The organism is Heyndrickxia sporothermodurans (assembly GCF_003055045.1).
GTDB lineage: Bacteria > Bacillota > Bacilli > Bacillales > Bacillaceae_C > Heyndrickxia > Heyndrickxia sporothermodurans.
The window spans coordinates 263,701-288,757 of sequence record NZ_NAZB01000008.1; the positions used below are offsets into that span (position 1 = coordinate 263,701).

The following is a 25,057-nucleotide window of genomic DNA, read 5'->3' on the forward strand; positions in this document are numbered from 1 at the left end:
GCTTTCGAAGCCGGCTTTTCATTTGTCATTCTTAAAACTTTTTTAATCTGAATGAAGCAATCATAAAAAGTGCTAAAATAAGAATAATAAATAGATATAAATGCGATGGAAGGATTGGTAATGCAAGATAGCTTAATGTAGCAAGACAGCCTGCAGCAGTAATTGGTAGACCAGTAAAAAATCCATTGCTTTCTGTAATGTTAAAGCGAGCTAATCGGAATGCACCACAGCCAATATAAAAGACAGTGAAAAATAAACCAGGATAACCAAATGAATGCAATACTCCTTGATATAATAAAATGGCCGGTGCTACACCAAATGAAACAATATCACTCATGGAGTCTAATTGTTTACCCAAATCGGATTCTATATTTAGTTTTCTTGCGATTAAGCCGTCAAAACGATCGGCAAGTGCAGCAATAAATATTAAAATAACACTTAAATTTAATTGTCCATTTATTGCAACCAATGTAGCAAATCCGCCTAATCCTAAATTTAATAGAGTTAGTAAGTTTGCGGTTTGAGATCTTAGTTTTTTGATTGTTTGATCGATAACATTAGAATGAAACAACTGTTTTCACCTCCTGTAAAAATTAAAGGATTAACATTTTTCTATTTTATTATATAATAATATTTTATTATATAGTGAAAAAACCTTAAAGTTAAGAGGATATTTTAAAAAGTGGAGGAAAAGTCTTGAAAAAATGGATTTATCGTTTCTTGATTGAATTAACCAATCACCAATTTTTATCAAAGCTGCTAAAGAGTTTTACACAATCGAAAATAAGTAAGCCGTTTATTAAATCATATGCTAAATTATATGAATTAAATCAAGATGAAATGATGAATGAATTACATACATATTCAACATTACATGATTTGTTTACTCGAAAGTTAAAATTACATGCACGTGAAATTACACAAGATCAGAATGCTGTTACGAGCCCGGTAGACGGAGTCATCGAGGATTATGGTACGATAACCGCCAGCAAAGAAATCATCGTTAAAGGCAAATCGTACTCCATACAAGAAATGATCGGTGACAAGACAAAGATTGATAAATATATTGGTGGTGATTTTATCATCCTATATTTAAGTCCTAAACATTATCATCGGATCCATAGTCCCGTCACAGGAAAGCTTATTAAGCAGTACGCTTTAGGGACGAAATCATATCCAGTAAATCGGCTTGGGTTAAAATATGGACGGTCACCACTAGCTAAAAATTATCGAGTGGTATCCGAGGTGGATCATAATAAGGGATCCTTGCTTATCGTAAAAGTTGGAGCTATGTTTATTAATTCTGTAGAATGCACAGCCTTGTCCGATACATGGGTAAAAGGAGAGGAAATTGCCTATTTTTCGTTTGGTTCAACAGTTGTCCTTTTATTCGAAAAGAACACTTTTTCATTAAATAAAGACATCCAGACACCGAAAGATGTAAAAATGGGTGAGCTGTTAGGATATTTAATTGATTAAGGAAGCATGACTTTCACACATAAAAATATCCCTACATATTAGTAGGGATCATATTTACGAAGACAGCTTCATGCGGTTTGATAAAGAGCGTCGATGAATTTCCGATTCTAAGAGGCGTATAAAATCCTGGCTTAACTTTAATTCTTTTGCTTTAAAGTAGGATTCAATTAATAATTCATCTGATAATTTTCTCATTATAAGCCATCACCTCCAAAAAAAGTGTTCTAAAGTTAATTCATTATAAATAAACTAGTATGTTAATCATGTTGTACCCTAACTCTATCAGAGATAAACGTAGAGAACAAGCGTTCTTTTTATCCACAAAGAGAAGTGGATAACTTGTGATTAATTTGTACATAAATCTTTTTAAGGTAGATAAGACAATGTGAATTTTGTGTATAAAGTTATCCACAGTGTTGGGATTTGATGGATTTTGTCGAAATTTTTTAGTGTTAAGTTTTAATATTGTATTTTTATTTTGAATAAGGAATTAAAATTGGTATGATAAAGTGTAATAAAAATTTCTTTTTGTAGGCCATATGTTCGTTGAATTTAGATTGGAGTGTCTATGATTGTTGTTGAAAAAATTTTTGCCAAATGAACATGTAAAAAATGTCTTCTTCATTAAACCAGAATCACTAAAAGAAAAAGGGATTAAAGCGATTATTACCGATTTAGATAATACATTAGTGGAATGGGATAGACCAAATGCAACACCTCAGCTCATTCAATGGTTTGAAGAAATGAAAAAACATAATATCCAAGTAACGATTGTATCGAATAATAATGAAAAAAGAGTAAAGGAATTTGCCGATCCTTTAGGTATTCCCTTTATTTTTTTGGCGAGGAAACCATTAACAAAGGCTTTTAATCGTGCAGTTAAATTGATGGGGGTTAGGAAGGAAGAAACCGTTGTAATTGGTGACCAATTACTTACGGACGTACTTGGTGGAAACCGTAGTGGTTTTTATACGATCCTTGTAATTCCTGTGGCACAATCTGATGGATTCATGACTCGTTTTAATCGGAAAATAGAAAGACGAATCATGTCATCGTTTAAGCGAAAAGGATTAATTAATTGGGAGGATTAACATTGACAGAATATACGTGTATTGGTTGTGGAGTAGCCGTACAAACAGAAAATCCGAATGAACTTGGTTACGCTCCACCGTCTAGTTTAAATAAGGAAACATTAATTTGCCAGCGTTGTTTCCGTTTAAAACATTATAATGAGGTACAGGATGTATCGCTTACTGACGACGATTTTTTAAAAATACTAAATGGTCTTGGAACCATGGATGGGTTAATTGTTAAAATCGTTGATATCTTCGATTTTAATGGAAGCTGGTTACCTGGTCTTCATCGTTTTGTCGGAAAGAATCCAATCCTTCTTATCGGTAATAAAGAAGATTTATTGCCTAAATCTGTTAAGCGTGCTAAGCTTACAAACTGGATGAAACAACAGGCGAAACAGTTAGGACTTCAGCCAGTGGATGTTCTGCTCGTCAGCGCGACAAAAGGTCATTCCATTGATGAAGCAATGGAGGCAATAGATCATTATCGGGAAGGTAAGGATGTCTATGTAGTTGGATGTACAAACGTCGGGAAATCTACGTTTATCAATCGAATTATAAAAAATGTTACTGGGGAAAATGATGTGATTACAACCTCTCACTTTCCGGGTACAACATTGGATATGATTGAAATTCCACTAAGTGACGGCAGTGCATTAATTGATACACCGGGAATTATTAATCATCATCAAATGGCCCATTTCGTTCATAAGAAAGACTTAAAGGTCATTACACCGAAAAAAGAAATTAAGCCAACCATTTTTCAATTAAATGAAGGACAAACATTATTTTTTGGTGGGCTGGCACGTTTAGATTACCTAACTGGTGGAAGAAGATCACTTGTTTGTTACGTATCTAATGAATTGAAAATTCATCGGACGAAAGTAGATAATGCTGATCAACTATATGAGAAACATGTTGGGGACATGCTGCAACCTCCAAGAAAAAATGATTTGGACGAATTTCCTCAGTTAGTCCGTCATGAATTTATGATTAAAGAGGGGAAAACGGATATTGTCTTTTCCGGACTTGGGTGGGTAACCATCAATGAGCCGGGGGCAAAGATTGCTGCATACGTACCAAAAGGCGTTAACGTGATGATTAGGCCATCACTTATATAGACAATAAATATCATTAAAAGGGGTAATGGCTATGGGAAACTTATATGGGGTTATCGGAGATCCAATTGCACATTCTTTGTCACCGCTAATGCATAATGATGCATTTCGATCTTTACAGTTAGATCATGTTTATTATCCTTTTCATGTTACTCCTAGTCATTTAACAGATGCAGTAAAAGGAATGAAGGCACTTGGAATAAATGGTTTTAATGTGACCATTCCCCATAAAGTTACTATTCTTCCTTTACTAGACAAAATTGATCCATTAGCAAAAGCAATTGGTGCAGTGAATACCGTTGTCCGCGAAAAGAATGAATTAGTTGGCTATAATTCTGATGGATTAGGATTTATTCGTGCATTAAAAGAAGAATGGAAAACGGATCTTGAAAATGAAAAGGTATTAATTATTGGAGCAGGCGGTGCAGCAAAGGCAATTTTCTATTCGCTTGTTTATGATGGCGTACGAACGATTGATATTTGTAACCGTACACCTGAACGTGCGACACAACTTGTTCAGTCCTGCCCTTTTCCTTCGCGGACAAATGTATTGTTGATGGAGGAAGCAGAAGAAAAGTTAGGGGAATACACTTTACTAATCCAGACGACATCTATCGGGATGAGTCCGAATATTACTGTCTCACCGATTTCAATACATAATATAAAACCGGGTACACATGTAGTGGATATTATTTATAATCCTTTTGAAACGATGATTTTAAAAGAAGCAAAGCTAAAAGGTGCTACAACTAGTAATGGACTTGGAATGTTTATTTACCAAGGGGCGATCGCCTTTGAGAAATGGACCAGTCAAACTCCAAATATTAATCGAATGAAAAAAATAGTAACAAATCATTTAGGAGGAAATATTCATGTTAACAGGTAAACAAAAGCGATTTTTACGTTCAAAGGCCCATCATTTAAATCCTATTTTTCAAGTTGGAAAAGGCGGAGTGAATGATAATATGATTAAACAAATTTCAGAGGCACTAGAAGCTCGTGAATTAATCAAAGTAAGTATTTTGCAAAATTGTGATGAAGATCGCGATACTGTAGCAAAAAGTCTATCAGAAGGATCAAAAGCCGAGTTAGTTCAAATTATCGGAAACATGATTGTCCTTTATAAAGAATCAAATGAAAATAAGCAAATCACGCTTCCCTAGGTAGTATTATGAAGAAACGAGTCGGAATTTTAGGTGGCACATTTGATCCGCCGCATCTTGGGCATTTAATTGTGGCAAATGAAGTTTGGCAGGCTTTAAAGTTAGATGAAGTACGTTTCATGCCAAATCAAGAACCACCCCATAAAGAACGGAAAAGTAATGTGACAAATGAGGATCGAAAAAAAATGCTTTCGATGTCAATTGCAGATCACCCTCATTTTTCCATTGAACTCATTGAATATGAAAGGGATGGACGTTCATATACATATGACACGATGAAGTTGTTAAAGTCGCGAGAACCAGATGTGGATTTTTTCTTTATTATTGGTGCGGATATGATTGAATATTTACCGAAGTGGTACAATATTGAAAAGCTTAGCGAGCTAGTCCAATTTGTAGGAGTAAATAGGCCCGGCCATTCAGAACAAACCCAATATCCAATAATAAATATTAAAATTCCCGAAATTAATTTATCCTCGACGATTATTCGAAATAAGATTCAGATGAACCAATCCATCAAATATTTAGTAAAAGATGAAGTCGTGGAATATATAAAGGAGCACGAATTATATGGAAAGGAATAAAGCCTTACAATTAGTAGCCGAACAACTTACTGAAAAGCGCTATATCCATACATTAGGAGTGGCGGAAACGGCTGTTCACTTAGCTGAAAAATATCGAGTGGATGTAAAAAAGGCTGAATTGGCGGCAATTTTTCATGATTATGCAAAATTTCGTCCACTAGATGAAATGAAACAGATTATCGTACAGCAAAAGTTTGATGAACAACTACTCCGCTATAATCCTGAATTATGGCATGCACCTGTTGGAGCTTATTTAGTTCAACAAGAAGCTGGAATTCAAGATTTAGATATATTGGATGCCATTCGTTATCATACCTCCGGCAGAAAGAATATGACTGATCTGGAAAAGGTCATTTATATTGCCGATTATATTGAACCTGGCCGGAGTTTTCCCGGAGTGGAGGAAGCAAGAAAAATAGCTGATAAAGATTTGGATGAAGCATTATTGTTTTCAGTACGAAATACGATTCAATTTTTGATAAGTAAACATCAAGCTGTGTACCCGGATACTTTTGAATTATATAATGATATCGTCATGAAAAAGGAGAGATACATGCATGGAGAAAAATGAACTATTATTGACGGCAGTTAAAGCAGCAGATGATAAACGAGCAGAGGACATCGTCGTTTTAAATATGAAAGGAATCTCACTAATTGCTGATTATTTTTTAATTTGTCATGGGAACTCAGACAAGCAAGTACAAGCAATTGCTAATGAGCTAAAAGATAAGGCCGAGGAAACGGGCTATCATGTAAGAAGAATGGAAGGTTATGATGAAGGGAAATGGGTGTTAATCGATCTTGGAGATGTTGTCGCCCACGTATTCCATCGTGATGAACGTACATATTATAATTTAGAACGCCTTTGGGGTGATGCACCAACTATAGATGTTCAAAGTGAGCTAACACCATGAATTATGGGGACTTTGCTTATGTATATGATTTCCTTATGCAAGATGTCCCATATGACAAATGGTTAGAATTCTTCCAAAAAAAGGCGGACACATATAATGCTCCGGGAAAGAAAGTAATGGATTTGGCATGTGGCACCGGCGAATTGTCAATAAGATTAGCCAAATTAGGCTATCAAGTTACAGGTGTTGATTTGTCTGAAGATATGTTAATGGTTACCAGTCAAAAAGCAAGTAAGGAGTCTGTTCAACTAAGCTTATTTCAACAAAATATGTGTCAGTTAGAGGGACTTGGAGTATATGATGTTATTACTGTTTTTTGCGATTCTTTAAACTACTTGTCTTCTCCTCATGAAGTGCAAGAAACATTTAAGAGAATTCATGATCATTTACAGGTGAATGGTTTGCTTTTCTTCGACGTTCATTCGATTTATAAGATGGAGCATATTTTTTCCAATCAAACGTTTACGGAAATTGAGGACGAAGTTTCATACATATGGAATTGTTTTGAAGGGGAAAATCCGTATTCGGTTGAACATGAATTAACTTTTTTCGTATTGGATGAAAAAACAGATCAATATTCAAGATTTGATGAACTACATAAACAAAGAACATATACTGAAGATGATTACCATTTATGGTTGAATAAAGCGGGTTTTGACGTTCTTGAAGCCTCAGCTGATTTTGCAAATGAAAAACCAAAAGAGGATTCGGAAAGAATCTTTTTTGTATGTAGGAAAAAATAAACATGACTAAAAGTCGGTTTTCAAAAATATTTTTTGAAAACCGACTTTTTTTTGAAGGAATTTCTCAATGATTGTCGAAAGTATTATTAGTAAATTGCTTGTTCACTAACTCTAAATCCTCTTTGAATTTTTCGTGTGTCGCTTCAAAAAGTTTTTCAAATACATCGCCAAGCTCTGCCTCAAGAACCTTAATACCTTCTCCGGTAATTCCGCCTTTAACACATACTTTTTCTTGTAAGGTTGGCAATGAATAGTACCCAATTTTAAGTAATTCACCTAGACCTACTAACATTTCACCGGTTAAGATTGTTGCCGTTGTTTGATCAATATCTGTTTTTGCCACTGCCCCATCAATAAATCGTTGCGAAATATAACTAAAAAAAGCTGGTCCGCAACTGACGATATCTGAGGACACCCTTGTAATCTTTTGGTCAATTTCTATCGGTTTAGAAATGTAGGAAAATAACTCTTGTATTTTTCTTTTCCAATGTTCATCGCATTTTTCACTAAAAGAAAGTAAGGAAACTCCCGACAATGCTCGATTCGTAATACTCGGTATTGCTCTTGCACAAGCTGTATCTAAAACCGAATCTAATTGTTCGACAGATATTGGACTCGTAATTGAAACAACACATTTATCAGTAGTAAATAAAGGTTGGTTTTGTTTTATTAATGGGTATATGTCATGTGGTTTAACACAAATAAAGATTAACTCCGAATGTTTAATGACATCAGCCGAATTTTCGCAAACATGTATCGTTGGATACTTATCTTGAAGGATTTCCGCTTTCGTCCGAGTTCGGTTAGTTATATAGAAATCGGAAGGTGAAATTGCCTTACCATGTATAAATGATTCAACAAGTATACTCCCCATGTTTCCAGTTCCAATGATACCTACTTTCATTTTCAACACTCCTTGAATTCTATATCCTACATCCATCCAAATTTAGTTATCTACTCATAAAACTCTATGTTTCCATATCTGTCAGTATTCATGAAATTAAAAATAGAGGTGATTAGTTTGAGGAAAATTGTTGAACAATATAAGTTTCCACTTATCGTAATTGGAATTTTAGCTGTTGCATTTTATCTTTTTGTTAATAATTCTCATGATGAGATAAACGACAGCAATGAATTTTCAAATACTTTTATTGAAAAAGAAACCGGAAAACCTCAAGAAGAAAAAGAAAGCAGCAATGAGTTGTCCAGAATCGTTGTTGATGTTAAAGGAGAGGTGATGAACCCGGGTATATATGAAGCAAGACCTGATGAACGGATTCAAGATCTTATAACGAGAGCAGGCGGATTTAAGAAAAAGGCCGATCAATCGAAAGTGAACTTAGCACAAAAAATAAAAGATGAGATGGTGATTTACGTTCCGAAAATCGGTGAAAAAACACCGGATATTTCCCTAAATAGTCCAACAGATTCTGTTGATGGTACAGAAAAAGTGAATATAAATAATGCGACGAGTGAACAACTCCAAACTATATCGGGAATTGGTCCAGCTAAAGCTGCAGCTATTATCGAGTATAGGGAGAAGCAAGGTTTATTTAAAAGAATAGAGGACATTAAAAATGTGACCGGCATAGGGGATAAAACATTTGAAAAGTTAAAGGATGCTATTACAGTGGATTAGTCAATCCTAAGCCATAATTTATTGTTTGACGAATAAAGATAGTTGACGCTACACTATATGCAATAGGGGAATTTGTCGAATACTTGCTTGAAAGGAAGAAAAATATGGAAAGAATTTCATGGCATCAATATTTTATGGCGCAAAGTCATCTATTATCCTATCGAAGTACTTGCACTAGATTGACGGTAGGTGCGACGATTGTACGTGATAAACGAATTATTGCAGGCGGTTATAATGGTTCAATTGCAGGTGGAGAGCATTGCATTGATGAGGGGTGTTATGTGATTGATAATCATTGTGTAAGAACGATTCATGCCGAAATAAATGCGATCTTGCAATGTGCAAAATTCGGTGTTCCTACTAAAGATGCTGAACTTTATGTGACTCATTACCCATGCTTGCAGTGTTGCAAATCGATTATTCAAGCTGGGATTAAATCAGTCTATTATGCAGAGGATTACAAAAATCATCCATATGCAAGTGAATTATATGATAAAGCGGGTGTACATGTCGAACAAGTTCCATTTGATAAAACTATCTTCGCTAATATTGTGGAAAAATGAATCACTCCATCCTAATTAAAGGAGGTACTATGAGAGGTTATTGGGTGTTCTTGGCGATTGTGGCTCTTTCTGGTTGTTCTATTTCATTGGACATCCATTGGGGGCTTGTTATCCTTTTTCATTTAATTTGGATTCGAATTATCTTCTTTAAAAAACGTTATTTAATTTATTCCTCGATTATTGTTTATGTTCTATTTATTTTGATCAGCTTTTGGATGTACGAGCATCGATCCACAGTTCTAAATCCCTCCCAAACAACGTTTACTGTTTTTTTTAACGAAACTCCACAAATTGACGGAAATCAATTAAAATCAATCGTCAAAACTAAACAAAATGAAAAGATTGTATTAAAATATAAAATTCAAACAAAAGAAGAAAAAGAAAGACTCAAAAATACGATAAAAAATGGACAATATTGTACAATAACCGGCGAGTTAATTCAACCAGAGCCTAACAGAAATGAAAACCTATTTAATTATAAACAATATTTATTTAGAAATAATATTCACTGGATATTAAATGGGTCAACATTAATAGGATGTAAAGATACGAATAAAAATATAATAACGAAGATAAAGCAACTTCGAGAACAAGGGATGAAAAATATAGATCATTCATTCTCTAAAGAAACTGCTCCATATGCGAAAGCACTAATATTTGGTGATAGCAGCAGTTTTAATGATGAAATTTATTCTTTATATCAACGATTAGGGATTGTTCATTTATTAGCTATTTCCGGTCTTCACGTAAGTATAATCACTGCAGCGATTTTTTATCTTCTTATTCGAATTGGATTTTCAAGAGAGTTTGCAAGCTATGCGCTACTTGCTCTTCTCCCCATTTATACATTACTTACCGGGGCGAATCCTCCGGTAGTACGTGCAGCAAGCATGTCAATGTTAGTAATTATTTCAATGCAAAAGAAATCTCCGTTCTCCTCATTAGATGCACTCTCGATAAGTTTTATACTATTTCTCGTAAAGGATCCCTTTATCCTTTTTAATATTGGCTTTCAGTTATCCTTTACCGTTTGTTTTTCAATTATTTTAGCTTCTAAATCTATCCTTCCAATGTATAAACATTATTTAACAAAATCAATGATGGTTTCTTTCGTTTCTCAAGTAGCGGCTATTCCGATTTTGGCTGTCCACTTTTTTGAATTTTCTATTATAAGTGTTATTAGCAATGTTATGTATGTTCCTTTTTATACATTTATCGTCTTGCCATTATTAATTATTACGTATATTTCTGCATTTATTTATTTTCCTATTTTCACTATTTTCGAGAAGGTTTCCGGCTGGATGATTTTCCTATCCGAGAAGATAGGTCAATTAATTGATGTAAAAGGGTCAGTTTTAATTATTGGAAAGCCGGGTATAATCGTATTATTATTACTGATCGTGACATCACAATGGATGTTTTTTATGTTAGAAAAAGGCTATTCGGTAGTAAAATCATTAGTCCCTCTTGTTTTTGTAATTACGCTGATTAAAACATGCCAAATATACTCTCCAATTGGTGAAGTAACATTTATTGATGTTGGGCAAGGTGATAGCATTTTAATTCGTCTTCCATTTCATCGAGGTACCTATTTAATTGATACGGGTGGTCAAATGGATTTTCAACAAGATGAATGGAAGAATAGGACAAAGAAATTTGAAATTGGCAATGATATTATTATACCTTTATTAAAAAGTAAAGGAATAACAACAATTGATAAAATGGTATTAACACATAGTGATGCAGATCATATTGGTGCTGCAAAAGAAATAATTGAGAATCTTTCAGTTAAGCAAATTTTTTTGTCGCCCGACTCTTGGGAGAAACCATTAATGAACAATACACTAGATGCAGCGAAAAAACATCATATCCCGATAAAGGTCGTAAAAGCCGGAGCAAAATGGTCGAATGCGTCGGGAGTTTTTCAGTTTGTCTCTCCGTTTGATGATTCATACGAAGGGAATAATGATTCATTGGTGCTGTACGCACAAGTAGGGGGAAAACGATGGTTATTTACTGGAGATTTAGAAGAACAAGGGGAAATGGAACTTTTAAACAACTACAAATTTGAAATTGATGTACTAAAAGTTGGGCATCATGGAAGTATAAGCTCAACTTCGGAAGCGTTTATTAACGCATTAAAACCTAAATTTGCCATCATCTCTGCCGGCAAAAATAATCGATATGGCCATCCCCGGCCAGAAGTTCTTGCCTTGCTGGCTAATCACCATATCCAAATTTTTCGTACAGATCAGCAAGGGGCAATTCAATATAAATTTTATCAAAATAAAGGAACCTTTCATACTGTTCTTCCATAGAATAAAGTAGTTAAACTTATCGGATTAATGATACATGAAAGGATTCATTAAATGAAAGAGGGAGTTTGCATAAGAGCAAACTCCCTCACAAATTCATCTTATTCGCCGACAAATTTGATGACAGTTGCGATGATGAACATAACAGCAAAAAGTGCAAATGAAACACCAAAGCCAACTCCCGAATCGATAGCATCGTTGCGCTTTGACTGTACATCTTTTTCAAATTGGTTCACAACTACCCCTCCTATTACCACTTTAGTATAGACTATTTGATTAAAAAAATCTATATATCAATCAAATGCCTACATTGACAAGAGTTTACACATATACTTTTAAGTAATTCGGTGAAAATATATTTAGTGGCTACCGTTGATAAAGAAGTTTCCTAGGCCTTTTTTATCAACGTTAACTATAGATTTGGGGATTTGTCTTCTTGAGCGGAGCGAGTCCCCTTTAATTTGTTCACTGTCCAGCTCCAGCGCCTAGCCCCTCGAGGTCAAATAACCTTCGGCAAAAAAAGTCAAAGAGCGGACTTTTTTTGTAGGGAAGTTTTAAAGCCAACTTTCCTTTTTGGAAAATCAAAAGGCAGATTTTCGTTGAAGAACATTTGCTTGTCGGGGCTGACCAGGCGCTTCCGCTTTTCTAGACATAATACTTGTCAAAAACCATTTCCTTTTTTACGATAGTATATATAATTCCTTTAGAAAGAAGGATTCCAGATGATTGACTTATGGAAACAGATTGAGAAAAAGCAATTTTCACCGATATATCTATTATATGGAATAGAAAGCTATTTAATCAATGAGACAAAACAAAAATTAGTGAATAATGTGTTAACAGATGAGGAAATGGACTTTAATTTAGCTAATTACGACCTTGAGGAGACCTCTATTGAGGTAGCACTAGAGGATGCTGAAACGTTTCCATTTATGGGTGAAAAAAGATTAATTTTCTTACATAATGCTTTTTTTCTTACCGCTGAAAAGGGAAAACAACGTGTCGAACACAATATTCAAAAACTGGAAGAATATATACAAAATCCGCCTCCCTATACCGTTTTAGTTATAATTGCTCCTTATGAAAAACTTGATGAACGAAAAAAAATAACGAAACAATTAAAGAAACAAGCAGCCCTGTTAGAAGCTAAGAAATTAAATGAAATGGATCTAAAAAAATGGGTGTTCCAAAAAGTGGCGGAAAATGGAGTTCAAATAGATGATAATGCTGTAGATTTATTAATAACTTTAGCGGGTACAAATTTGATGATGCTTTCAGCTGAAATTGATAAGCTCTCACTATTTGTAGGTGTTTCAAATGCTATTAGTAGTGAAACAGTAGAAAATCTTACATCAAGATCATTAGAACAAAATATTTTTTCCTTAGTAGATAAAGTAGTCCATCGAAAAATAAATGAAGCGCTAAGAATTTACTATGATCTTTTAAAACAAAATGAAGAACCGATTAAAATATTATCAATACTAGCCAATCAATTTCGCCTGCTTTACCAAACGAAGGAACTGCAAAGAAGGGGATATGGACAGCAGCAAATGGCTTCTTATTTAAAAGTTCATCCTTTTCGAATAAAACTTGCTGCAGGACAAGCTAAATTATTTTCAGAAGAAGAGTTGAAAAGAATCATGTTATTATGTGCGGACAGTGATTACCAAATGAAGACAAGCGGCATGAACAAGGTAATGATTATCGAAATGCTTCTTTTTAAACTGAGTAAAAGTGCATAAAAAAACGATCCTCGTTTAGGATCGTTTTTTTTCAGTTACAGACCAATTTATTATGCATTTACAGTGTTTAATTTTTTCATTAAACGTGCTTTTTGTCTGTCCGCAGTGTTTTTATGGATAAGACCTTTTGATGCTGCTTTATCAAGTTGACTAACAGCGGTAATTAATAGGTCTTTTGCGTTTTCATCTTTATTTACAACAGCAGCTTCGAATTTCTTCACAGCAGTACGCATAGTTGATTTCATAGCAGAGTTGTGTGCATTGCTTTCAGTGCTAGTTTTTACACGTTTGATTGCAGATTTGATATTTGGCATTTCTTTCACCTCCTACGAGTAACAACATTATTACTCGACTTTCACAATCCTTAACAATAAGAACAAGTGATATTTTATCAAACGAACCTTGATAATGCAATACTTACAGCTGAAAAAACAAATTCTCTCATGAATTGTAGTGAGGTTTAATAGCGATTACATCCATAATAAATGAATGAATTTATATAAAATAGGAAAAGATAAACAGTATGTAGAAAATATTCCACCAATGTTTATGTTTACATAAGGAGGTTATTTCCGATGACAAAAGATAATCAACTTGATTTAAGCTTATATTCAGTACGAACCGATTTAGCTGTTGAAGCGAAAGATATGGCAGTAGAAGAGAAATCAAAGAAGAATGAAAAAGGGACGGATATAGAAGGAGTAATAGTTAAGGAAAGGGAAGAAGGAGGAATTAAAATCTCCAGTGTTGAGATTACACAGCAGGCGGAACAAACAATCGGCAAAAAGGCAGGGAATTATTTAACAATTGAAGTGCAAGGAATCCGCCAACAAGATGCCGACTTACAACAACAAGTGGAAGAGGTATTTGCAAAGGAATTTAGTCGATTTTTACAATCCTCCAATATTCCAAGTGATGCAAGCTGTTTAATCGTTGGTTTAGGAAATTGGAATGTTACACCCGACTCATTAGGTCCTCTTGTTTGTGAAAATGTCATCGTCACTCGTCATTTATTTTCGTTACAGCCTGAGAATGTCGAGGAGGGCTACCGTTCAGTTAGCGCGATAGCACCCGGGGTCATGGGTCTAACAGGGATAGAAACTAGCGATATTATTTTTGGAGTAGTTGAAAAATCCAAGCCCGATTTCATTATTGCTATTGATGCGCTTGCATCGCGTTCTATCGAAAGGGTAAACGCAACAATTCAAATCTCTGACACCGGAATTCATCCCGGGTCAGGTGTAGGAAATAAAAGAAAAGAGCTAAGTAAAGAAACATTGGGAGTACCTGTTATTGCTATTGGTGTTCCAACCGTTGTAGATGCTGTCTCTATTACAAGTGATACGATTGATTATTTGTTAAAACATTTTGGTAGAGAAATGAAAGAAGGAAATCGGCCATCCAGTTCATTAGCGCCATCGGGAATGACATTTGGAGAAAAGCGGGAATTAACAGAGGATGATCTACCAGGGGAACAGCATCGAAAAATGTTTATGGGGATTATTGGCACACTTGATGAGGATGAAAAGCGAACATTAATTCATGAGGTGTTAGCCCCCCTTGGCCATAACCTAATGGTAACTCCGAAGGAAGTAGATGTTTTTATAGAAGATATGGCGAATCTATTAGCTACAGGCTTAAATTCCAGCCTCCATCATGCAGTGAATCAGGAAAATGTTGGCTATAAAACGAGATAGGAGTATAGTACGATCTTATATTAATAAATGTAAATCGTTCTTCTAATTTGTTCTACTTTTTCTAGTAAAAACATACATTACTTATAAAATTACTAGAAAGGGTGGAACAATGAAATCCTTCAAAAATCGTAGCTATGTTCTTACTGTTAATATTTCTACTGTTATTAAAGCAGGGTTTATTTGTATATTAACATTCATTATCATGTTTTCTCTATCTGGGATTATATCCTCGCTAAAGCCGGGATATCAGGTGAATTCAACGATTATTCACAAAGCAACGAAAAACATATCGAGTAAACTATTATTTCAGTTTTTGGCAGCAGATACTCAAATGATTAATGCGTCAATTTCTTCAAGAGAGAAGCCTCCAAGCATTTTTACTATTTTATTAAATTCAGCTACAAATATAAGCTTTAAAGATCCAAGAAGTTTTTTGGGTAGAGAACTTCCGGGCTTTACTTTTTTTGATAGTGAAATATTAGTTGCAGGTGAAGGGACTAATTTCACCAATCTGCCAATAGAATCGGTACCTTCAGATAAAGTTTTTAAATCAAAAAAAGATCCAAAATTAAAAAACAATGTACATTTAGATGAAAAAGATAATAAAAAGGACAAAAAGGTTTTATCTAAAAGTGATAAACCTTCTGTATTTATTTATTTTACACATACTCGTGAATCCTTCTTACCTTATTTAGATGGAGTAGACGATCCAAACGCTGCACAGCATTCCAAAGTAAACGTGACAAAGTTAGGAATAAAGTTAAAAGAACAATTAGAAGATCGAGGAATTGGAACATTGGTGGACAGTACGGATGTTCAAAGTGAATTGTTGGCAAAAGGATGGAAATATCCTCAATCGTATCAAGAATCACGTGAATTAGTACAAACAGCAATGGCTAGGAACAGAAATCTTCAATATTTTATCGATATTCATCGGGATTCTCGAAGAAAAAAGGATACGACGATCTCAATTAATGGTAAATCATATGCGAAAATCGCATTTGTAATTGGTGGGAATAATCCAAACTATGAAAAAAATGCACACTTAGCGAAACAATTAGACAATCGATTAAAGAAAAATTATAAAGGTTTGTCTAGAGGGGTTATTAAAAAAGAAGGAGCGCTAACGAATGGAAAGTTTAATCAAGATTTATCTGGCAATGCTTTCCTAATAGAGGTTGGTGGGGTGGATAACACTTTTGATGAAATGTACCGTACTACTGCTGCACTTGCAGATGTATTTAGTGAATATTATTGGCAAGCTGAAAAAGTTAATGGAAATCAGTCTGATCCTCCTGCAGCGAAATAGCGAGGGAATGAAGACGTATTAAAGGGGTGATTTGCTTATGAAGCGTTTTATGCTGAAATGTGTGCTATTGTGCGCAGCTTTATTCATCGGTGTGTTAATGGGGATGCAAAAAGCAAATGTAAGTATGGTAGAAATGAAAGGTTATCATGATGAGCGCTTCAAATCACCTCTAACGTTTGAAGAAAGGGAGAACGGTGAAGTAGAAGCATCTGTATTAGGGAAAAACGTTTCTTCTCATGACCTAGAAAAGAAACATGAAAAATTAAAAGAAATACATGCTTTTAATTTTTTCTCATCTCTAGGAAAAACGATAGCAAATATCATTTCTAGTCTCACTGAAAAGGTGATTCAACTTATTTCTTCCTTCATATAGCTATTTAAGTGTATTCGAAAAAGGAGTACACTTTTTTATTTTCTTGATTCTCCAACATATAATTCAATTGAATCTTATATTTCCTACTGATATAATCAAAAATAGTTTACATGTGGCGTTTAACAGGAGTGAAGATAAAAATGAATAATGAAGATAGATTAAAAAGGCAAGAACGGATTCGCAATTTTTCTATTATAGCCCATATCGACCATGGGAAATCAACCTTGGCTGATCGTATATTAGAAAAAACGAATGCTCTTACTGCCCGCGAAATGAAGGCACAGTTATTAGATTCCATGGATTTAGAACGTGAACGCGGGATTACGATAAAATTAAATGCAGTGCAATTAAAATATAGAGCAAAAGATGGAAATGAATATATATTACACTTAATCGATACACCCGGACATGTCGATTTTACGTACGAAGTTTCTCGAAGCCTTGCTGCTTGTGAAGGGGCAATCCTAGTTGTTGACGCTGCGCAAGGAATTGAAGCACAAACATTAGCGAATGTTTATCTTGCATTAGACAATAATTTGGAAATATTACCAGTAATTAATAAAATCGATTTACCTGCTGCAGATCCTGAACGGGTACGTCAGGAGGTTGAGGATGTCATTGGTCTAGATGCCTCTGAAGCGGTCTTAGCATCGGCTAAGGCGGGAATCGGGATTGAAGAAATACTAGAACAAATAGTAGAAAAAGTCCCGGCTCCAACAGGTGATCCTGAAGCGCCATTAAAAGCATTAATATTTGATTCTTTGTACGATGCCTATCGGGGGGTAGTTGCTTATATACGTGTTGTAGAAGGCACGGTTAAAGTCGGAGATAAAATAAAAATGATGGCAACAGGTAAGGAATTTGAGGTAACGGAAGTTGGGGTACATGATCCGAAACAAGTTCAATGTGATGAACTAACTGTTGGTGATGTCGGATATTTAACAGCTTCAATTAAAAATGTTGGAGATACCCGTGTCGGTGATACGATAACAAGTGCGAAGAATCCGGCAACAGACGCATTACCGGGATATCGCAAACTTAATCCGATGGTATATTGTGGACTATATCCGATCGATTCAGCTAAATTTAATGATTTAAGAGATGCATTGGAAAAGCTGGAATTAAATGATTCGTCCTTACAATTTGAACCGGAAACATCACAAGCTTTAGGGTTTGGCTTCCGATGTGGTTTCCTTGGTCTCCTTCACATGGAAATTATCCAAGAACGAATTGAACGTGAATTTAAAATCGATTTAATCACAACAGCACCGAGTGTTATTTATAAAGTTTCATTAACCGACGGCGAAGAATTAAATGTAGATAATCCATCCAATATGCCTGATCCTCAAAAAATTGAGAAAGTGGAAGAACCATATGTACGAGCTTCAATTATGGTCCCTAATGATTATGTTGGTGCAGTGATGGAGTTATCACAAGCAAAGCGCGGTACCTTTATTGATATGAAATACTTAGATGATATTCGAGTTAATGTAATCTATGAGATACCGCTTTCGGAAATTGTGTATGACTTTTTTGATCAATTGAAGTCTAGTACGAAGGGATATGCATCCTTTGATTATGAACTTATCGGTTATAAACCTTCAAAATTGGTGAAAATGGATATTTTATTAAATGCTGAGAAGGTAGATGCTTTAAGCTTTATCGTTCACCGTGATTTTGCCTATGAACGTGGAAAGGTAATCGTTGAAAAATTAAAGGAAATTATTCCAAGACAACAATTTGAAGTTCCAGTACAAGCTGCTATCGGGCAAAAAATCGTTGCACGTTCTACGATAAAGGCGATGCGAAAAAATGTCCTTGCTAAATGTTATGGCGGAGATATTTCTCGAAAAAGAAAACTTCTTGAAAAACAAAAAGAAGGTAAAAAACGCATGAAGCAAGTTGGGTCTGTCGAAGTTCCACAAGAAGCATTCATGGCCGTTCTTAAAATGGATGATACAAACACGAAATAGAGATAATTCGAGGGAGTAAGCCTGATTAAGGTCATGCGTAGCTCCCTCTTTTTCTTTCATTCTTAATTAATCAGGAGATGATTTCAATGCAAGTAGAGTCTGCCTATATTCATATTCCTTTTTGCGATCATATTTGTTATTACTGCGACTTTAACAAAGTATTCTTAAAAGGACAGCCAGTCGATGATTACGTGGATAAGCTGGTGGAAGAAATGAAATATACGATTGCCAACAATCCAACGAATCAACTTAAGACTATTTTTGTAGGCGGTGGAACCCCTACTGTACTAAATGAAAATCAATTAAAAAAATTATGTGAAGGTATTCGTACAAATCTTCCATTTGAAGATGGTGAATTTACCTTTGAAGCAAATCCGGGTGATCTTTCTGAGGATAAGCTGCGAATCTTAAAAGAATACGGTGTGAATCGATTAAGTTTTGGTGTCCAGTCTTTTAATGATGAGTTATTGAAAAAAATCGGCAGAACCCATACATCTAAAGAGGTGTATCAAACTGTTCATAAAGCTCAAAGCGCTGGATTTACAAATATAAGCATCGATTTAATCTATAGTTTACCTGGTCAAACAGAAGAAGATTTTAAAGATACGTTAAGTAAAGCTTTTCAATTAGAGCTTCCGCATTATTCTAGTTATTCATTAATCGTTGAGCCAAAGACGATTTTTTATAACTTGATGAAAAAAGGTAAATTACATCTACCGTCTGAAGAGTCAGAAGCAAATATGTATAGTTTATTAATGGATGAAATGGGTAAACACGGATACGAGCAATATGAAATCAGTAATTTTTCAAAACCGGGCTATGAAAGCAGGCATAATCTTGTTTATTGGAATAATGAGGAATATTATGGCTTCGGTGCAGGAGCCCATGGTTATGTAGATGGAACGAGACAATCAAACATCGGTCCAATAAAAAAATATATTGAGAAAATCCAGGATAAACAATTACCTATATTTGAAACAAACGTTTTGACACCTGCTGAAATGATGGAAGAGCATATGTTTTTAGGACTAAGAAAAAATGAAGGAATAAGCATTAGTCAGTTCAATAATCGATTTGATAAGCCATTGTTAACGGTCTTTGAAAAACCAATAAAAGAAATGATTGAAAAAGGTTGGTTAGAAATTGTTGAAGGATATGTTCGCCTGACAAAAGCGGGACGATTTTTTGGAAATGAAGTTTTTCAGTCCTTTTTAGTATTGTGACTTTTATTCTATGTCGTAACTAAAAATAATTTTAGGATAATAGAAACTTGATATAGGGTAAAAATAATTGACACCGAAGTGTAGTTTTGATAATTTATTATTAGAATTAGCACTCAGGGTTGATGAGTGCTAACAATTAGCACTCGGGGGTATGAGTGCTAACAGAGGTGATAAAAGTTGCTATCGGATCGTCAGCTTCTTATTTTACAAGTTATAATCGATGACTTTATTCGATCTGCACAACCTGTCGGCTCAAGAACTCTTTCTAAAAAAGATGAGATTTCCTTAAGCTCAGCGACGATACGTAATGAAATGGCAGACTTAGAAGAAATGGGCTATATTGAAAAAACCCATACATCTTCAGGCAGAATTCCTTCTGAAAAAGGGTACAGATATTATGTTGACCATATTTTAGCTCCACAAAAGCTAAATTCAATCGAAATATCACGTATCCATTCCATTTTTGCAGAAAGAATTTATGAACTGGAGAAAGTTGTACAAAAGTCAGCAAAGATTCTTTCTGAGTTAACGAATTACACGTCCATTCTACTAGGACCGCGGGTAAAGGAAACAAAGCTTAAACGACTGCAAATTGTACCATTAAATAACGATACAGCCGTAGCAATAATGATAACCGATACAGGTCATGTTGAGAATCGAATATTTTCCATTCCATCGGGATTTAATCTTACTGATTTGGAAAAAATGGTGAATATTTTGAATGAAAGATTGACGAATGTTCCTATTTCGGATTTGAAAGGCAAGATATATAAGGAAGTTGCCGTGTTGTTAAAGCAGCATATTCAAAATTATGATGCCATGCTGCATACGCTGTTAGAAACAATCAGTGTAAATGATCATGAAAAATTATTTTTTGGTGGAAAAGCCAATATCTTAAATCAACCGGAATTCCGCGATATTCAAAAAATCCATTCTTTGATGGAAATGATTGAGCGTGAAAGTGGATTTTATGATTTAGTTAAACAAATCCCGCATGGAATTCATGTGAAAATCGGAAAAGAAAATGAAAGATCTGAAATGGAAGACTGCAGTTTAATTACTGCGACATACTCTATTGGTGATGAGCCTGTAGGAACTATTGCCATTTTAGGCCCAACGAGAATGGAATATTCCAGAGTCATTAGTTTATTGGATTTTTTAAGTACAGATATGTCAAAAGCATTGACCAATTTGTATCATAGTTAATGGAAGTGGATATATTGTTAATGGAGAACAACTGGAAATTAGCAATAAACTCTGCTGATTTCTAGTCTTTTTTCGTTGGCTATGTTAATATTCATTGTTGATTTTTTCTTTTTTCCACGCGGAACGGAAAAAATCAGCAAGCTCGTTTATTTTAAGGGAGGTGAAAGCAATGGCAGAAGAGATCAAACAGGAAAATCAACAGGAACAAATTTTTGCTGAAGAAGAAACAAATTCTGATGAGCAAGTTGATTCAGTTGAAACAGAAAAAAATGAAAAAAATCCTGAAGATGAAATAATAAAGGAACTCCAAGCAAAACTTGAGGAATCAGAAAATCGTTACTTACGTTTACGTGCTGATTTTGATAATTTCCGCAGAAGGGTTCAAATCGATAAAGAAGCAAATGAAAAATATAGAGCGCAAAATCTTGCGACCAATTTATTACCGGCCATTGATAATTTAGAACGCGCAATGCAAATAACACCTGAAAATGAACAAACAAAACAATTGCTACAAGGTGTTGAGATGGTATACCGTAATATTATCGATGCATTGAAGCAAGAAGGAATTGAAATGATTGAGGCGGTAGGAAAAGAATTTGATCCGAATTTCCATCAAGCTATTATGCAAGGTGAAGATGAGAGCTTCGGTTCTAATATTGTTATCGAAGAGTTCCAAAAAGGTTATATTTTGAAGGATCGTGTTATTCGTCCTTCAATGGTGAAAGTGAATCAATAATGATATTTTTACATTTTTTCCATGTGAAAAATAGAATGTAGTTACATATGATAGTAGGAGGTTAATAAGTATGAGTAAAATCATAGGTATCGATTTAGGGACAACAAACTCATGTGTCGCTGTCCTTGAAGGTGGGGAACCAAAAGTAATTCCAAATCCGGAAGGTAACCGAACAACACCTTCAGTAGTATCATTTAAAAATGGAGAAAGACAAGTTGGGGAAGTAGCAAAACGGCAAGCAATTACAAACCCTAATACAATCATTTCAATTAAACGCCATATGGGTACTAACCATAAAGAAACGATTGAAGGTAAGGAATATACTCCGCAAGAAGTATCAGCGATGATTCTGCAATACATTAAATCATATGCGGAAGAATATTTAGGTGAAACTGTTGATAAAGCGGTTATCACTGTGCCTGCATATTTTAACGATGCAGAACGTCAAGCAACAAAAGATGCTGGTAAAATTGCAGGATTAGAAGTTGAACGTATTATTAATGAGCCGACTGCAGCTGCGTTAGCATACGGGCTTGATAAAATGGATGAAGATCAAACAATTTTAGTATATGACCTTGGTGGCGGAACATTTGACGTGTCAATCCTTGAATTAGGTGACGGTGTGTTTGAAGTTCGTGCTACTGCTGGGGATAATAAACTTGGTGGGGACGACTTTGACCAAGTGATTATTGACTACTTAGTTGCTGAATTTAAAAAAGAAAATGGCATTGATTTATCTAAAGATAAAATGGCAATGCAACGTCTTAAAGATGCAGCTGAAAAAGCGAAGAAAGATCTTTCAGGTGTGACTTCAACACAAATTTCATTGCCATTCATCACAGCAGGTGAAGCTGGTCCATTACATTTAGAAGTAAACTTAACTCGTGCGAAATTTGAAGAAATTTCAGCAGACCTTGTTGAAAGAACAATGGGACCTACACGTCGCGCATTACAAGATGCTGGATTATCACCAAATGAAATCGATAAAGTAATTCTTGTTGGTGGTTCAACTCGTATCCCAGCTGTACAAGAAGCGATTCGCAAAGAAACAGGAAAAGACCCACATAAAGGGGTAAACCCGGATGAAGTTGTTGCAATGGGTGCTGCAATCCAAGGTGGAGTACTAACTGGTGACGTAAAAGATGTAGTATTATTAGACGTTACACCACTTTCATTAGGGATTGAAACAATGGGTGGCGTATTTACAAAACTTATCGAACGTAATACAACCATTCCAACTTCGAAGTCGCAAGTATTCTCTACTGCTGCAGATAACCAAACAGCTGTAGATATTCACGTACTTCAAGGGGAACGTCCAATGGCTGCAGATAACAAAACATTAGGTCGTTTCCAATTATCTGATATTCCGCCTGCACCACGTGGAATTCCACAAATTGAAGTAACCTTTGATATTGATAAAAACGGTATCGTAAATGTTAGTGCAAAAGACTTAGGAACTGGAAAACAACAAAATATCACAATTAAATCTTCTTCAGGATTATCTGATGATGAAATTGAACGTATGGTAAAAGAAGCAGAAGAAAATGCGGATGCAGATAAAAAACGTAAAGAAGAAGTTGAATTACGCAATGAAGCGGATCAGCTAGTTTTCACTACTGAAAAAACGTTAAAAGATCTCGAAGGTAAAGTTGACGAAACAGAAGTGAAAAAAGCGGAAGAAGCAAAAGAGGCATTAAAGGCAGCAATTGAGAAAAACGAATTATCTGAAATCCGTGAAAAGAAAGAAGCACTACAAGAAATCGTACAAAACCTTTCAATGAAACTTTATGAAGAAGCTGCAAAGCAAGCACAAGCAGGGCAGCAAAACGCTGAAGGTCAAGACGGCAAAAAAGACGATGATGTAGTAGATGCAGAATTCGAAGAAGTAAAAGACGATAAATAATATGATTTCAGTTAAGATTTAATTCGAAAAGTCAAAGTCAGGTACATTCTTGACTTTGGCTTTTTGTATTTAAACTTGTTTCATCGTCTTTTTATTGATTGTTCCTGATGTCAATGTTAAAATAACCTTTATGCGAAAGGATTCGGGAGTGTGGATGAATGAGTAAAAGGGACTATTATGAAGTATTAGGTCTAGATAAAAATGCTTCAAAAGAAGAGATTAAAAAAGCATATCGAAAACTATCTAAAAAATACCATCCGGACATTAATAAAGAAGCGGATGCAGCTGATAAATTTAAAGAAGTAAAAGAAGCCTACGAAGTACTATCAGACGACCAAAAACGTGATCAATATGATCGATTTGGCCACACTGATCCAAATCAAGGATTTGGTGGATTTGGTGGGGACGGAGATTTCGGTGGATTTGGCGGATTTGAAGATATCTTTAGTACATTCTTTGGTGGTGGATCATCAAGAAGACGTGATCCAAATGCTCCTCGGCAAGGTGCAGACCTTCAGTATACGATGACATTAACATTTAAAGAAGCGGTGTTTGGAAAAGAAACGGAAATTGAAATTCCAAGAGAAGAAACATGTGACACTTGTCATGGTTCAGGAGCGAAACCTGGTACACAGCCAGAAACATGTTCGCATTGTCATGGTTCTGGACAAATAAACACTGAACAAAATACGCCATTTGGTAAAATTGTTAATCGCCGTGTTTGTCATTATTGTAACGGTACAGGTAAGATGATCAAAAATAAGTGTAAAACATGTGGCGGTACTGGAAAAGTGAAAAAACGTCGTCGAATCAATGTGAAAATACCAGCTGGAGTAGATGATGGACAACAGTTACGTGTTTCCGGTCAAGGTGAGCCGGGGGTAAATGGTGGACCTGCTGGTGATCTTTACGTTGTTTTCCACGTAAGAGAGCATGAATTCTTTGAGCGTGATGGGGATGACATTTATTGTGAAATGCCAATTACATTCGCTCAAGCTGCATTAGGAGACGAAATCGAAGTACCAACTTTACATGGAAAAGTAAAATTAAAGGTGCCTGCTGGAACACAAACGGGAACCAAATTTAGACTTCGCGGTAAAGGTGTACCAAATGTTAGAGGGTATGGTACGGGAGACCAACATATTCATGTAAAAGTGATTACACCAACAAAGCTAACAGATAGGCAAAAACAATTATTAAGAGAATTTTCTGAGATGGAAGGATCAGCACCAGATGAGCATAACGAATCTTTCATCGACAAAATGAAGAAAGCTTTCAAAGGGGAATAATTTATAATGGAGTTG

The 25,057-nt window shown here is 35.1% G+C and carries 27 protein-coding genes; 22 read left to right on the forward strand and 5 right to left on the reverse strand.

Annotation, left to right across the window (positions count from 1 at the left end; translation table 11 throughout):
• Nucleotides 1–31: 31 nt before the first annotated feature.
• Nucleotides 32–571 (reverse strand): CDP-diacylglycerol--serine O-phosphatidyltransferase, encoded by a 540-nt coding sequence (gene pssA / locus B5V89_RS03045; protein ID WP_066227381.1) that lies wholly within the window; start codon nucleotides 569–571, stop codon nucleotides 32–34.
• A 125-nt stretch (nucleotides 572–696) separates the two neighbouring features.
• Between pssA and B5V89_RS03050 the strand changes: the two genes are divergently transcribed.
• Nucleotides 697–1,479: a phosphatidylserine decarboxylase gene (locus B5V89_RS03050; protein ID WP_108070433.1), complete on the forward strand. Its 783-nt coding sequence runs from the start codon at nucleotides 697–699 to the stop codon at nucleotides 1,477–1,479.
• 54 nt (nucleotides 1,480–1,533) lie between these two features.
• On the opposite strand, the gene sda is transcribed toward B5V89_RS03050, so the two are convergent.
• Nucleotides 1,534–1,674 carry a sporulation histidine kinase inhibitor Sda gene (sda, locus tag B5V89_RS03055; protein ID WP_066227387.1) on the reverse strand — a complete coding sequence of 47 codons (141 nt, stop codon included), beginning with the start codon at nucleotides 1,672–1,674 and terminating at the stop codon, nucleotides 1,534–1,536.
• Between the two features lie 377 nt (nucleotides 1,675–2,051).
• On the opposite strand from sda, the gene B5V89_RS03060 reads away from it, so the two are divergent.
• The 8 genes from B5V89_RS03060 to B5V89_RS03095 are packed head-to-tail and all read left to right on the forward strand — an operon-like array spanning nucleotide 2,052 to nucleotide 7,074.
• Nucleotides 2,052–2,570 carry a YqeG family HAD IIIA-type phosphatase gene (locus B5V89_RS03060; protein WP_066227390.1) on the forward strand — a complete coding sequence of 173 codons (519 nt, stop codon included), beginning with the start codon at nucleotides 2,052–2,054 and terminating at the stop codon, nucleotides 2,568–2,570.
• Nucleotides 2,571–2,572: 2 nt separating this feature from the next.
• Nucleotides 2,573–3,673 (forward strand): ribosome biogenesis GTPase YqeH, encoded by a 1,101-nt coding sequence (yqeH, locus tag B5V89_RS03065; protein ID WP_235598271.1) that lies wholly within the window; start codon nucleotides 2,573–2,575, stop codon nucleotides 3,671–3,673.
• A gap of 31 nt (nucleotides 3,674–3,704) precedes the next feature.
• Nucleotides 3,705–4,556: a shikimate dehydrogenase gene (aroE, locus tag B5V89_RS03070; RefSeq protein WP_066227397.1), complete on the forward strand. Its 852-nt coding sequence runs from the start codon at nucleotides 3,705–3,707 to the stop codon at nucleotides 4,554–4,556.
• Nucleotides 4,543–4,833, forward strand: coding sequence for a ribosome assembly RNA-binding protein YhbY (gene yhbY, locus B5V89_RS03075; protein WP_066227400.1), 291 nt, complete (start codon nucleotides 4,543–4,545; stop codon nucleotides 4,831–4,833). The genes aroE and yhbY overlap by 14 nt, the downstream gene beginning before the upstream one ends.
• Nucleotides 4,834–4,841: 8 nt before the next feature.
• Nucleotides 4,842–5,417, forward strand: a complete 576-nt coding sequence (locus B5V89_RS03080) for a nicotinate-nucleotide adenylyltransferase (RefSeq protein ID WP_108070435.1) — start codon at nucleotides 4,842–4,844, stop codon at nucleotides 5,415–5,417.
• Complete coding sequence (gene yqeK, locus B5V89_RS03085) at nucleotides 5,404–5,988, forward strand: bis(5'-nucleosyl)-tetraphosphatase (symmetrical) YqeK (protein ID WP_108070437.1); 585 nt, start codon at nucleotides 5,404–5,406, stop codon at nucleotides 5,986–5,988. The genes B5V89_RS03080 and yqeK overlap by 14 nt, the downstream gene beginning before the upstream one ends.
• Nucleotides 5,975–6,331, forward strand: a complete 357-nt coding sequence (gene rsfS, locus B5V89_RS03090; protein ID WP_108070439.1) for a ribosome silencing factor — start codon at nucleotides 5,975–5,977, stop codon at nucleotides 6,329–6,331. Before yqeK ends, rsfS begins: the two co-directional genes overlap by 14 nt.
• The gene (locus B5V89_RS03095) at nucleotides 6,328–7,074 is read left to right on the forward strand and encodes a class I SAM-dependent DNA methyltransferase (protein ID WP_108070441.1); all 747 of its coding nucleotides are present in this window, start codon (nucleotides 6,328–6,330) and stop codon (nucleotides 7,072–7,074) included. Before rsfS ends, B5V89_RS03095 begins: the two co-directional genes overlap by 4 nt.
• A 64-nt stretch (nucleotides 7,075–7,138) precedes the next feature.
• Here B5V89_RS03095 and comER read toward each other — a convergent pair whose 3' ends face one another.
• Nucleotides 7,139–7,978 (reverse strand): late competence protein ComER, encoded by an 840-nt coding sequence (comER, locus tag B5V89_RS03100; RefSeq protein WP_066227417.1) that lies wholly within the window; start codon nucleotides 7,976–7,978, stop codon nucleotides 7,139–7,141.
• A gap of 117 nt (nucleotides 7,979–8,095) precedes the next feature.
• Between comER and B5V89_RS03105 the strand changes: the two genes are divergently transcribed.
• From B5V89_RS03105 to B5V89_RS03115, 3 genes are all read left to right on the forward strand, one after another.
• The gene (locus tag B5V89_RS03105; RefSeq protein ID WP_066227418.1) at nucleotides 8,096–8,713 is read left to right on the forward strand and encodes a helix-hairpin-helix domain-containing protein; all 618 of its coding nucleotides are present in this window, start codon (nucleotides 8,096–8,098) and stop codon (nucleotides 8,711–8,713) included.
• Nucleotides 8,714–8,817: 104 nt separating this feature from the next.
• Nucleotides 8,818–9,276 (forward strand): ComE operon protein 2, encoded by a 459-nt coding sequence (locus B5V89_RS03110; protein WP_066227421.1) that lies wholly within the window; start codon nucleotides 8,818–8,820, stop codon nucleotides 9,274–9,276.
• 29 nt (nucleotides 9,277–9,305) lie between these two features.
• Nucleotides 9,306–11,594 carry a DNA internalization-related competence protein ComEC/Rec2 gene (locus tag B5V89_RS03115; protein ID WP_181294596.1) on the forward strand — a complete coding sequence of 763 codons (2,289 nt, stop codon included), beginning with the start codon at nucleotides 9,306–9,308 and terminating at the stop codon, nucleotides 11,592–11,594.
• A 98-nt stretch (nucleotides 11,595–11,692) separates the two neighbouring features.
• On the opposite strand, the gene B5V89_RS03120 is transcribed toward B5V89_RS03115, so the two are convergent.
• On the reverse strand, nucleotides 11,693–11,827 hold the full coding sequence (locus B5V89_RS03120; protein WP_066227426.1) for a YqzM family protein: 135 nt from the start codon (nucleotides 11,825–11,827) through the stop codon (nucleotides 11,693–11,695).
• Between the two features lie 486 nt (nucleotides 11,828–12,313).
• On the opposite strand from B5V89_RS03120, the gene holA reads away from it, so the two are divergent.
• Nucleotides 12,314–13,333, forward strand: coding sequence for a DNA polymerase III subunit delta (gene holA / locus B5V89_RS03125; RefSeq protein ID WP_066227429.1), 1,020 nt, complete (start codon nucleotides 12,314–12,316; stop codon nucleotides 13,331–13,333).
• Between the two features lie 50 nt (nucleotides 13,334–13,383).
• Here the strand turns inward: holA and rpsT are convergent, their stop codons facing one another.
• Nucleotides 13,384–13,647, reverse strand: a complete 264-nt coding sequence (rpsT, locus tag B5V89_RS03130; protein ID WP_066227432.1) for a 30S ribosomal protein S20 — start codon at nucleotides 13,645–13,647, stop codon at nucleotides 13,384–13,386.
• 261 nt (nucleotides 13,648–13,908) lie between these two features.
• Here rpsT and gpr point away from each other — a divergent pair, with 261 nt between their 5' ends.
• The 9 genes from gpr (at nucleotide 13,909) to dnaJ (ending at nucleotide 25,042) form a co-directional block, all read left to right on the forward strand.
• Nucleotides 13,909–15,030, forward strand: coding sequence for a GPR endopeptidase (gene gpr, locus B5V89_RS03135; protein WP_066227435.1), 1,122 nt, complete (start codon nucleotides 13,909–13,911; stop codon nucleotides 15,028–15,030).
• 109 nt (nucleotides 15,031–15,139) lie between these two features.
• Nucleotides 15,140–16,339: a stage II sporulation protein P gene (gene spoIIP, locus B5V89_RS03140; protein WP_108070445.1), complete on the forward strand. Its 1,200-nt coding sequence runs from the start codon at nucleotides 15,140–15,142 to the stop codon at nucleotides 16,337–16,339.
• Nucleotides 16,340–16,376: 37 nt separating this feature from the next.
• Nucleotides 16,377–16,712 (forward strand): YqxA family protein, encoded by a 336-nt coding sequence (locus B5V89_RS03145; RefSeq protein ID WP_108070447.1) that lies wholly within the window; start codon nucleotides 16,377–16,379, stop codon nucleotides 16,710–16,712.
• 140 nt (nucleotides 16,713–16,852) lie between these two features.
• Nucleotides 16,853–18,685 carry a translation elongation factor 4 gene (gene lepA, locus B5V89_RS03150; protein WP_108070449.1) on the forward strand — a complete coding sequence of 611 codons (1,833 nt, stop codon included), beginning with the start codon at nucleotides 16,853–16,855 and terminating at the stop codon, nucleotides 18,683–18,685.
• A gap of 86 nt (nucleotides 18,686–18,771) precedes the next feature.
• Nucleotides 18,772–19,908 carry a radical SAM family heme chaperone HemW gene (hemW, locus tag B5V89_RS03155; protein WP_108070451.1) on the forward strand — a complete coding sequence of 379 codons (1,137 nt, stop codon included), beginning with the start codon at nucleotides 18,772–18,774 and terminating at the stop codon, nucleotides 19,906–19,908.
• A gap of 177 nt (nucleotides 19,909–20,085) precedes the next feature.
• Nucleotides 20,086–21,114: a heat-inducible transcriptional repressor HrcA gene (gene hrcA / locus B5V89_RS03160; RefSeq protein ID WP_107920676.1), complete on the forward strand. Its 1,029-nt coding sequence runs from the start codon at nucleotides 20,086–20,088 to the stop codon at nucleotides 21,112–21,114.
• 169 nt (nucleotides 21,115–21,283) lie between these two features.
• Entirely contained in the window at nucleotides 21,284–21,850 is a 567-nt protein-coding gene (grpE, locus tag B5V89_RS03165; RefSeq protein ID WP_066226032.1) for a nucleotide exchange factor GrpE, read from the forward strand.
• A gap of 70 nt (nucleotides 21,851–21,920) precedes the next feature.
• Entirely contained in the window at nucleotides 21,921–23,753 is a 1,833-nt protein-coding gene (gene dnaK, locus B5V89_RS03170; RefSeq protein WP_066226029.1) for a molecular chaperone DnaK, read from the forward strand.
• Nucleotides 23,754–23,911: 158 nt separating this feature from the next.
• Nucleotides 23,912–25,042 carry a molecular chaperone DnaJ gene (gene dnaJ / locus B5V89_RS03175; protein WP_108070453.1) on the forward strand — a complete coding sequence of 377 codons (1,131 nt, stop codon included), beginning with the start codon at nucleotides 23,912–23,914 and terminating at the stop codon, nucleotides 25,040–25,042.
• Nucleotides 25,043–25,057 lie beyond the last annotated feature (15 nt).

What these genes read in the sequence shown, in the direction of transcription:
- holA (WP_066227429.1), top strand. Translation starts at nt 12,314, where the DNA reads ATGATTGACTTATGGAAACAGATTGAGAAAAAGCAATTTTCACCGATA.
- B5V89_RS03110 (WP_066227421.1), top strand. Translation starts at nt 8,818, where the DNA reads ATGGAAAGAATTTCATGGCATCAATATTTTATGGCGCAAAGTCATCTA.
- B5V89_RS03145 (WP_108070447.1), top strand. Translation starts at nt 16,377, where the DNA reads ATGAAGCGTTTTATGCTGAAATGTGTGCTATTGTGCGCAGCTTTATTC.
- aroE (WP_066227397.1), top strand. Translation starts at nt 3,705, where the DNA reads ATGGGAAACTTATATGGGGTTATCGGAGATCCAATTGCACATTCTTTG.
- sda (WP_066227387.1), bottom strand. Translation starts at nt 1,674, where the DNA reads ATGAGAAAATTATCAGATGAATTATTAATTGAATCCTACTTTAAAGCA.
- B5V89_RS03080 (WP_108070435.1), top strand. Translation starts at nt 4,842, where the DNA reads ATGAAGAAACGAGTCGGAATTTTAGGTGGCACATTTGATCCGCCGCAT.
- dnaK (WP_066226029.1), top strand. Translation starts at nt 21,921, where the DNA reads ATGAGTAAAATCATAGGTATCGATTTAGGGACAACAAACTCATGTGTC.
- rpsT (WP_066227432.1), bottom strand. Translation starts at nt 13,647, where the DNA reads ATGCCAAATATCAAATCTGCAATCAAACGTGTAAAAACTAGCACTGAA.
- B5V89_RS03095 (WP_108070441.1), top strand. Translation starts at nt 6,328, where the DNA reads ATGAATTATGGGGACTTTGCTTATGTATATGATTTCCTTATGCAAGAT.
- B5V89_RS03115 (WP_181294596.1), top strand. Translation starts at nt 9,306, where the DNA reads ATGAGAGGTTATTGGGTGTTCTTGGCGATTGTGGCTCTTTCTGGTTGT.
- dnaJ (WP_108070453.1), top strand. Translation starts at nt 23,912, where the DNA reads ATGAGTAAAAGGGACTATTATGAAGTATTAGGTCTAGATAAAAATGCT.
- yhbY (WP_066227400.1), top strand. Translation starts at nt 4,543, where the DNA reads ATGTTAACAGGTAAACAAAAGCGATTTTTACGTTCAAAGGCCCATCAT.
- gpr (WP_066227435.1), top strand. Translation starts at nt 13,909, where the DNA reads ATGACAAAAGATAATCAACTTGATTTAAGCTTATATTCAGTACGAACC.
- hemW (WP_108070451.1), top strand. Translation starts at nt 18,772, where the DNA reads ATGCAAGTAGAGTCTGCCTATATTCATATTCCTTTTTGCGATCATATT.
- rsfS (WP_108070439.1), top strand. Translation starts at nt 5,975, where the DNA reads ATGGAGAAAAATGAACTATTATTGACGGCAGTTAAAGCAGCAGATGAT.
- spoIIP (WP_108070445.1), top strand. Translation starts at nt 15,140, where the DNA reads ATGAAATCCTTCAAAAATCGTAGCTATGTTCTTACTGTTAATATTTCT.
- yqeK (WP_108070437.1), top strand. Translation starts at nt 5,404, where the DNA reads ATGGAAAGGAATAAAGCCTTACAATTAGTAGCCGAACAACTTACTGAA.
- grpE (WP_066226032.1), top strand. Translation starts at nt 21,284, where the DNA reads ATGGCAGAAGAGATCAAACAGGAAAATCAACAGGAACAAATTTTTGCT.
- lepA (WP_108070449.1), top strand. Translation starts at nt 16,853, where the DNA reads ATGAATAATGAAGATAGATTAAAAAGGCAAGAACGGATTCGCAATTTT.
- comER (WP_066227417.1), bottom strand. Translation starts at nt 7,978, where the DNA reads ATGAAAGTAGGTATCATTGGAACTGGAAACATGGGGAGTATACTTGTT.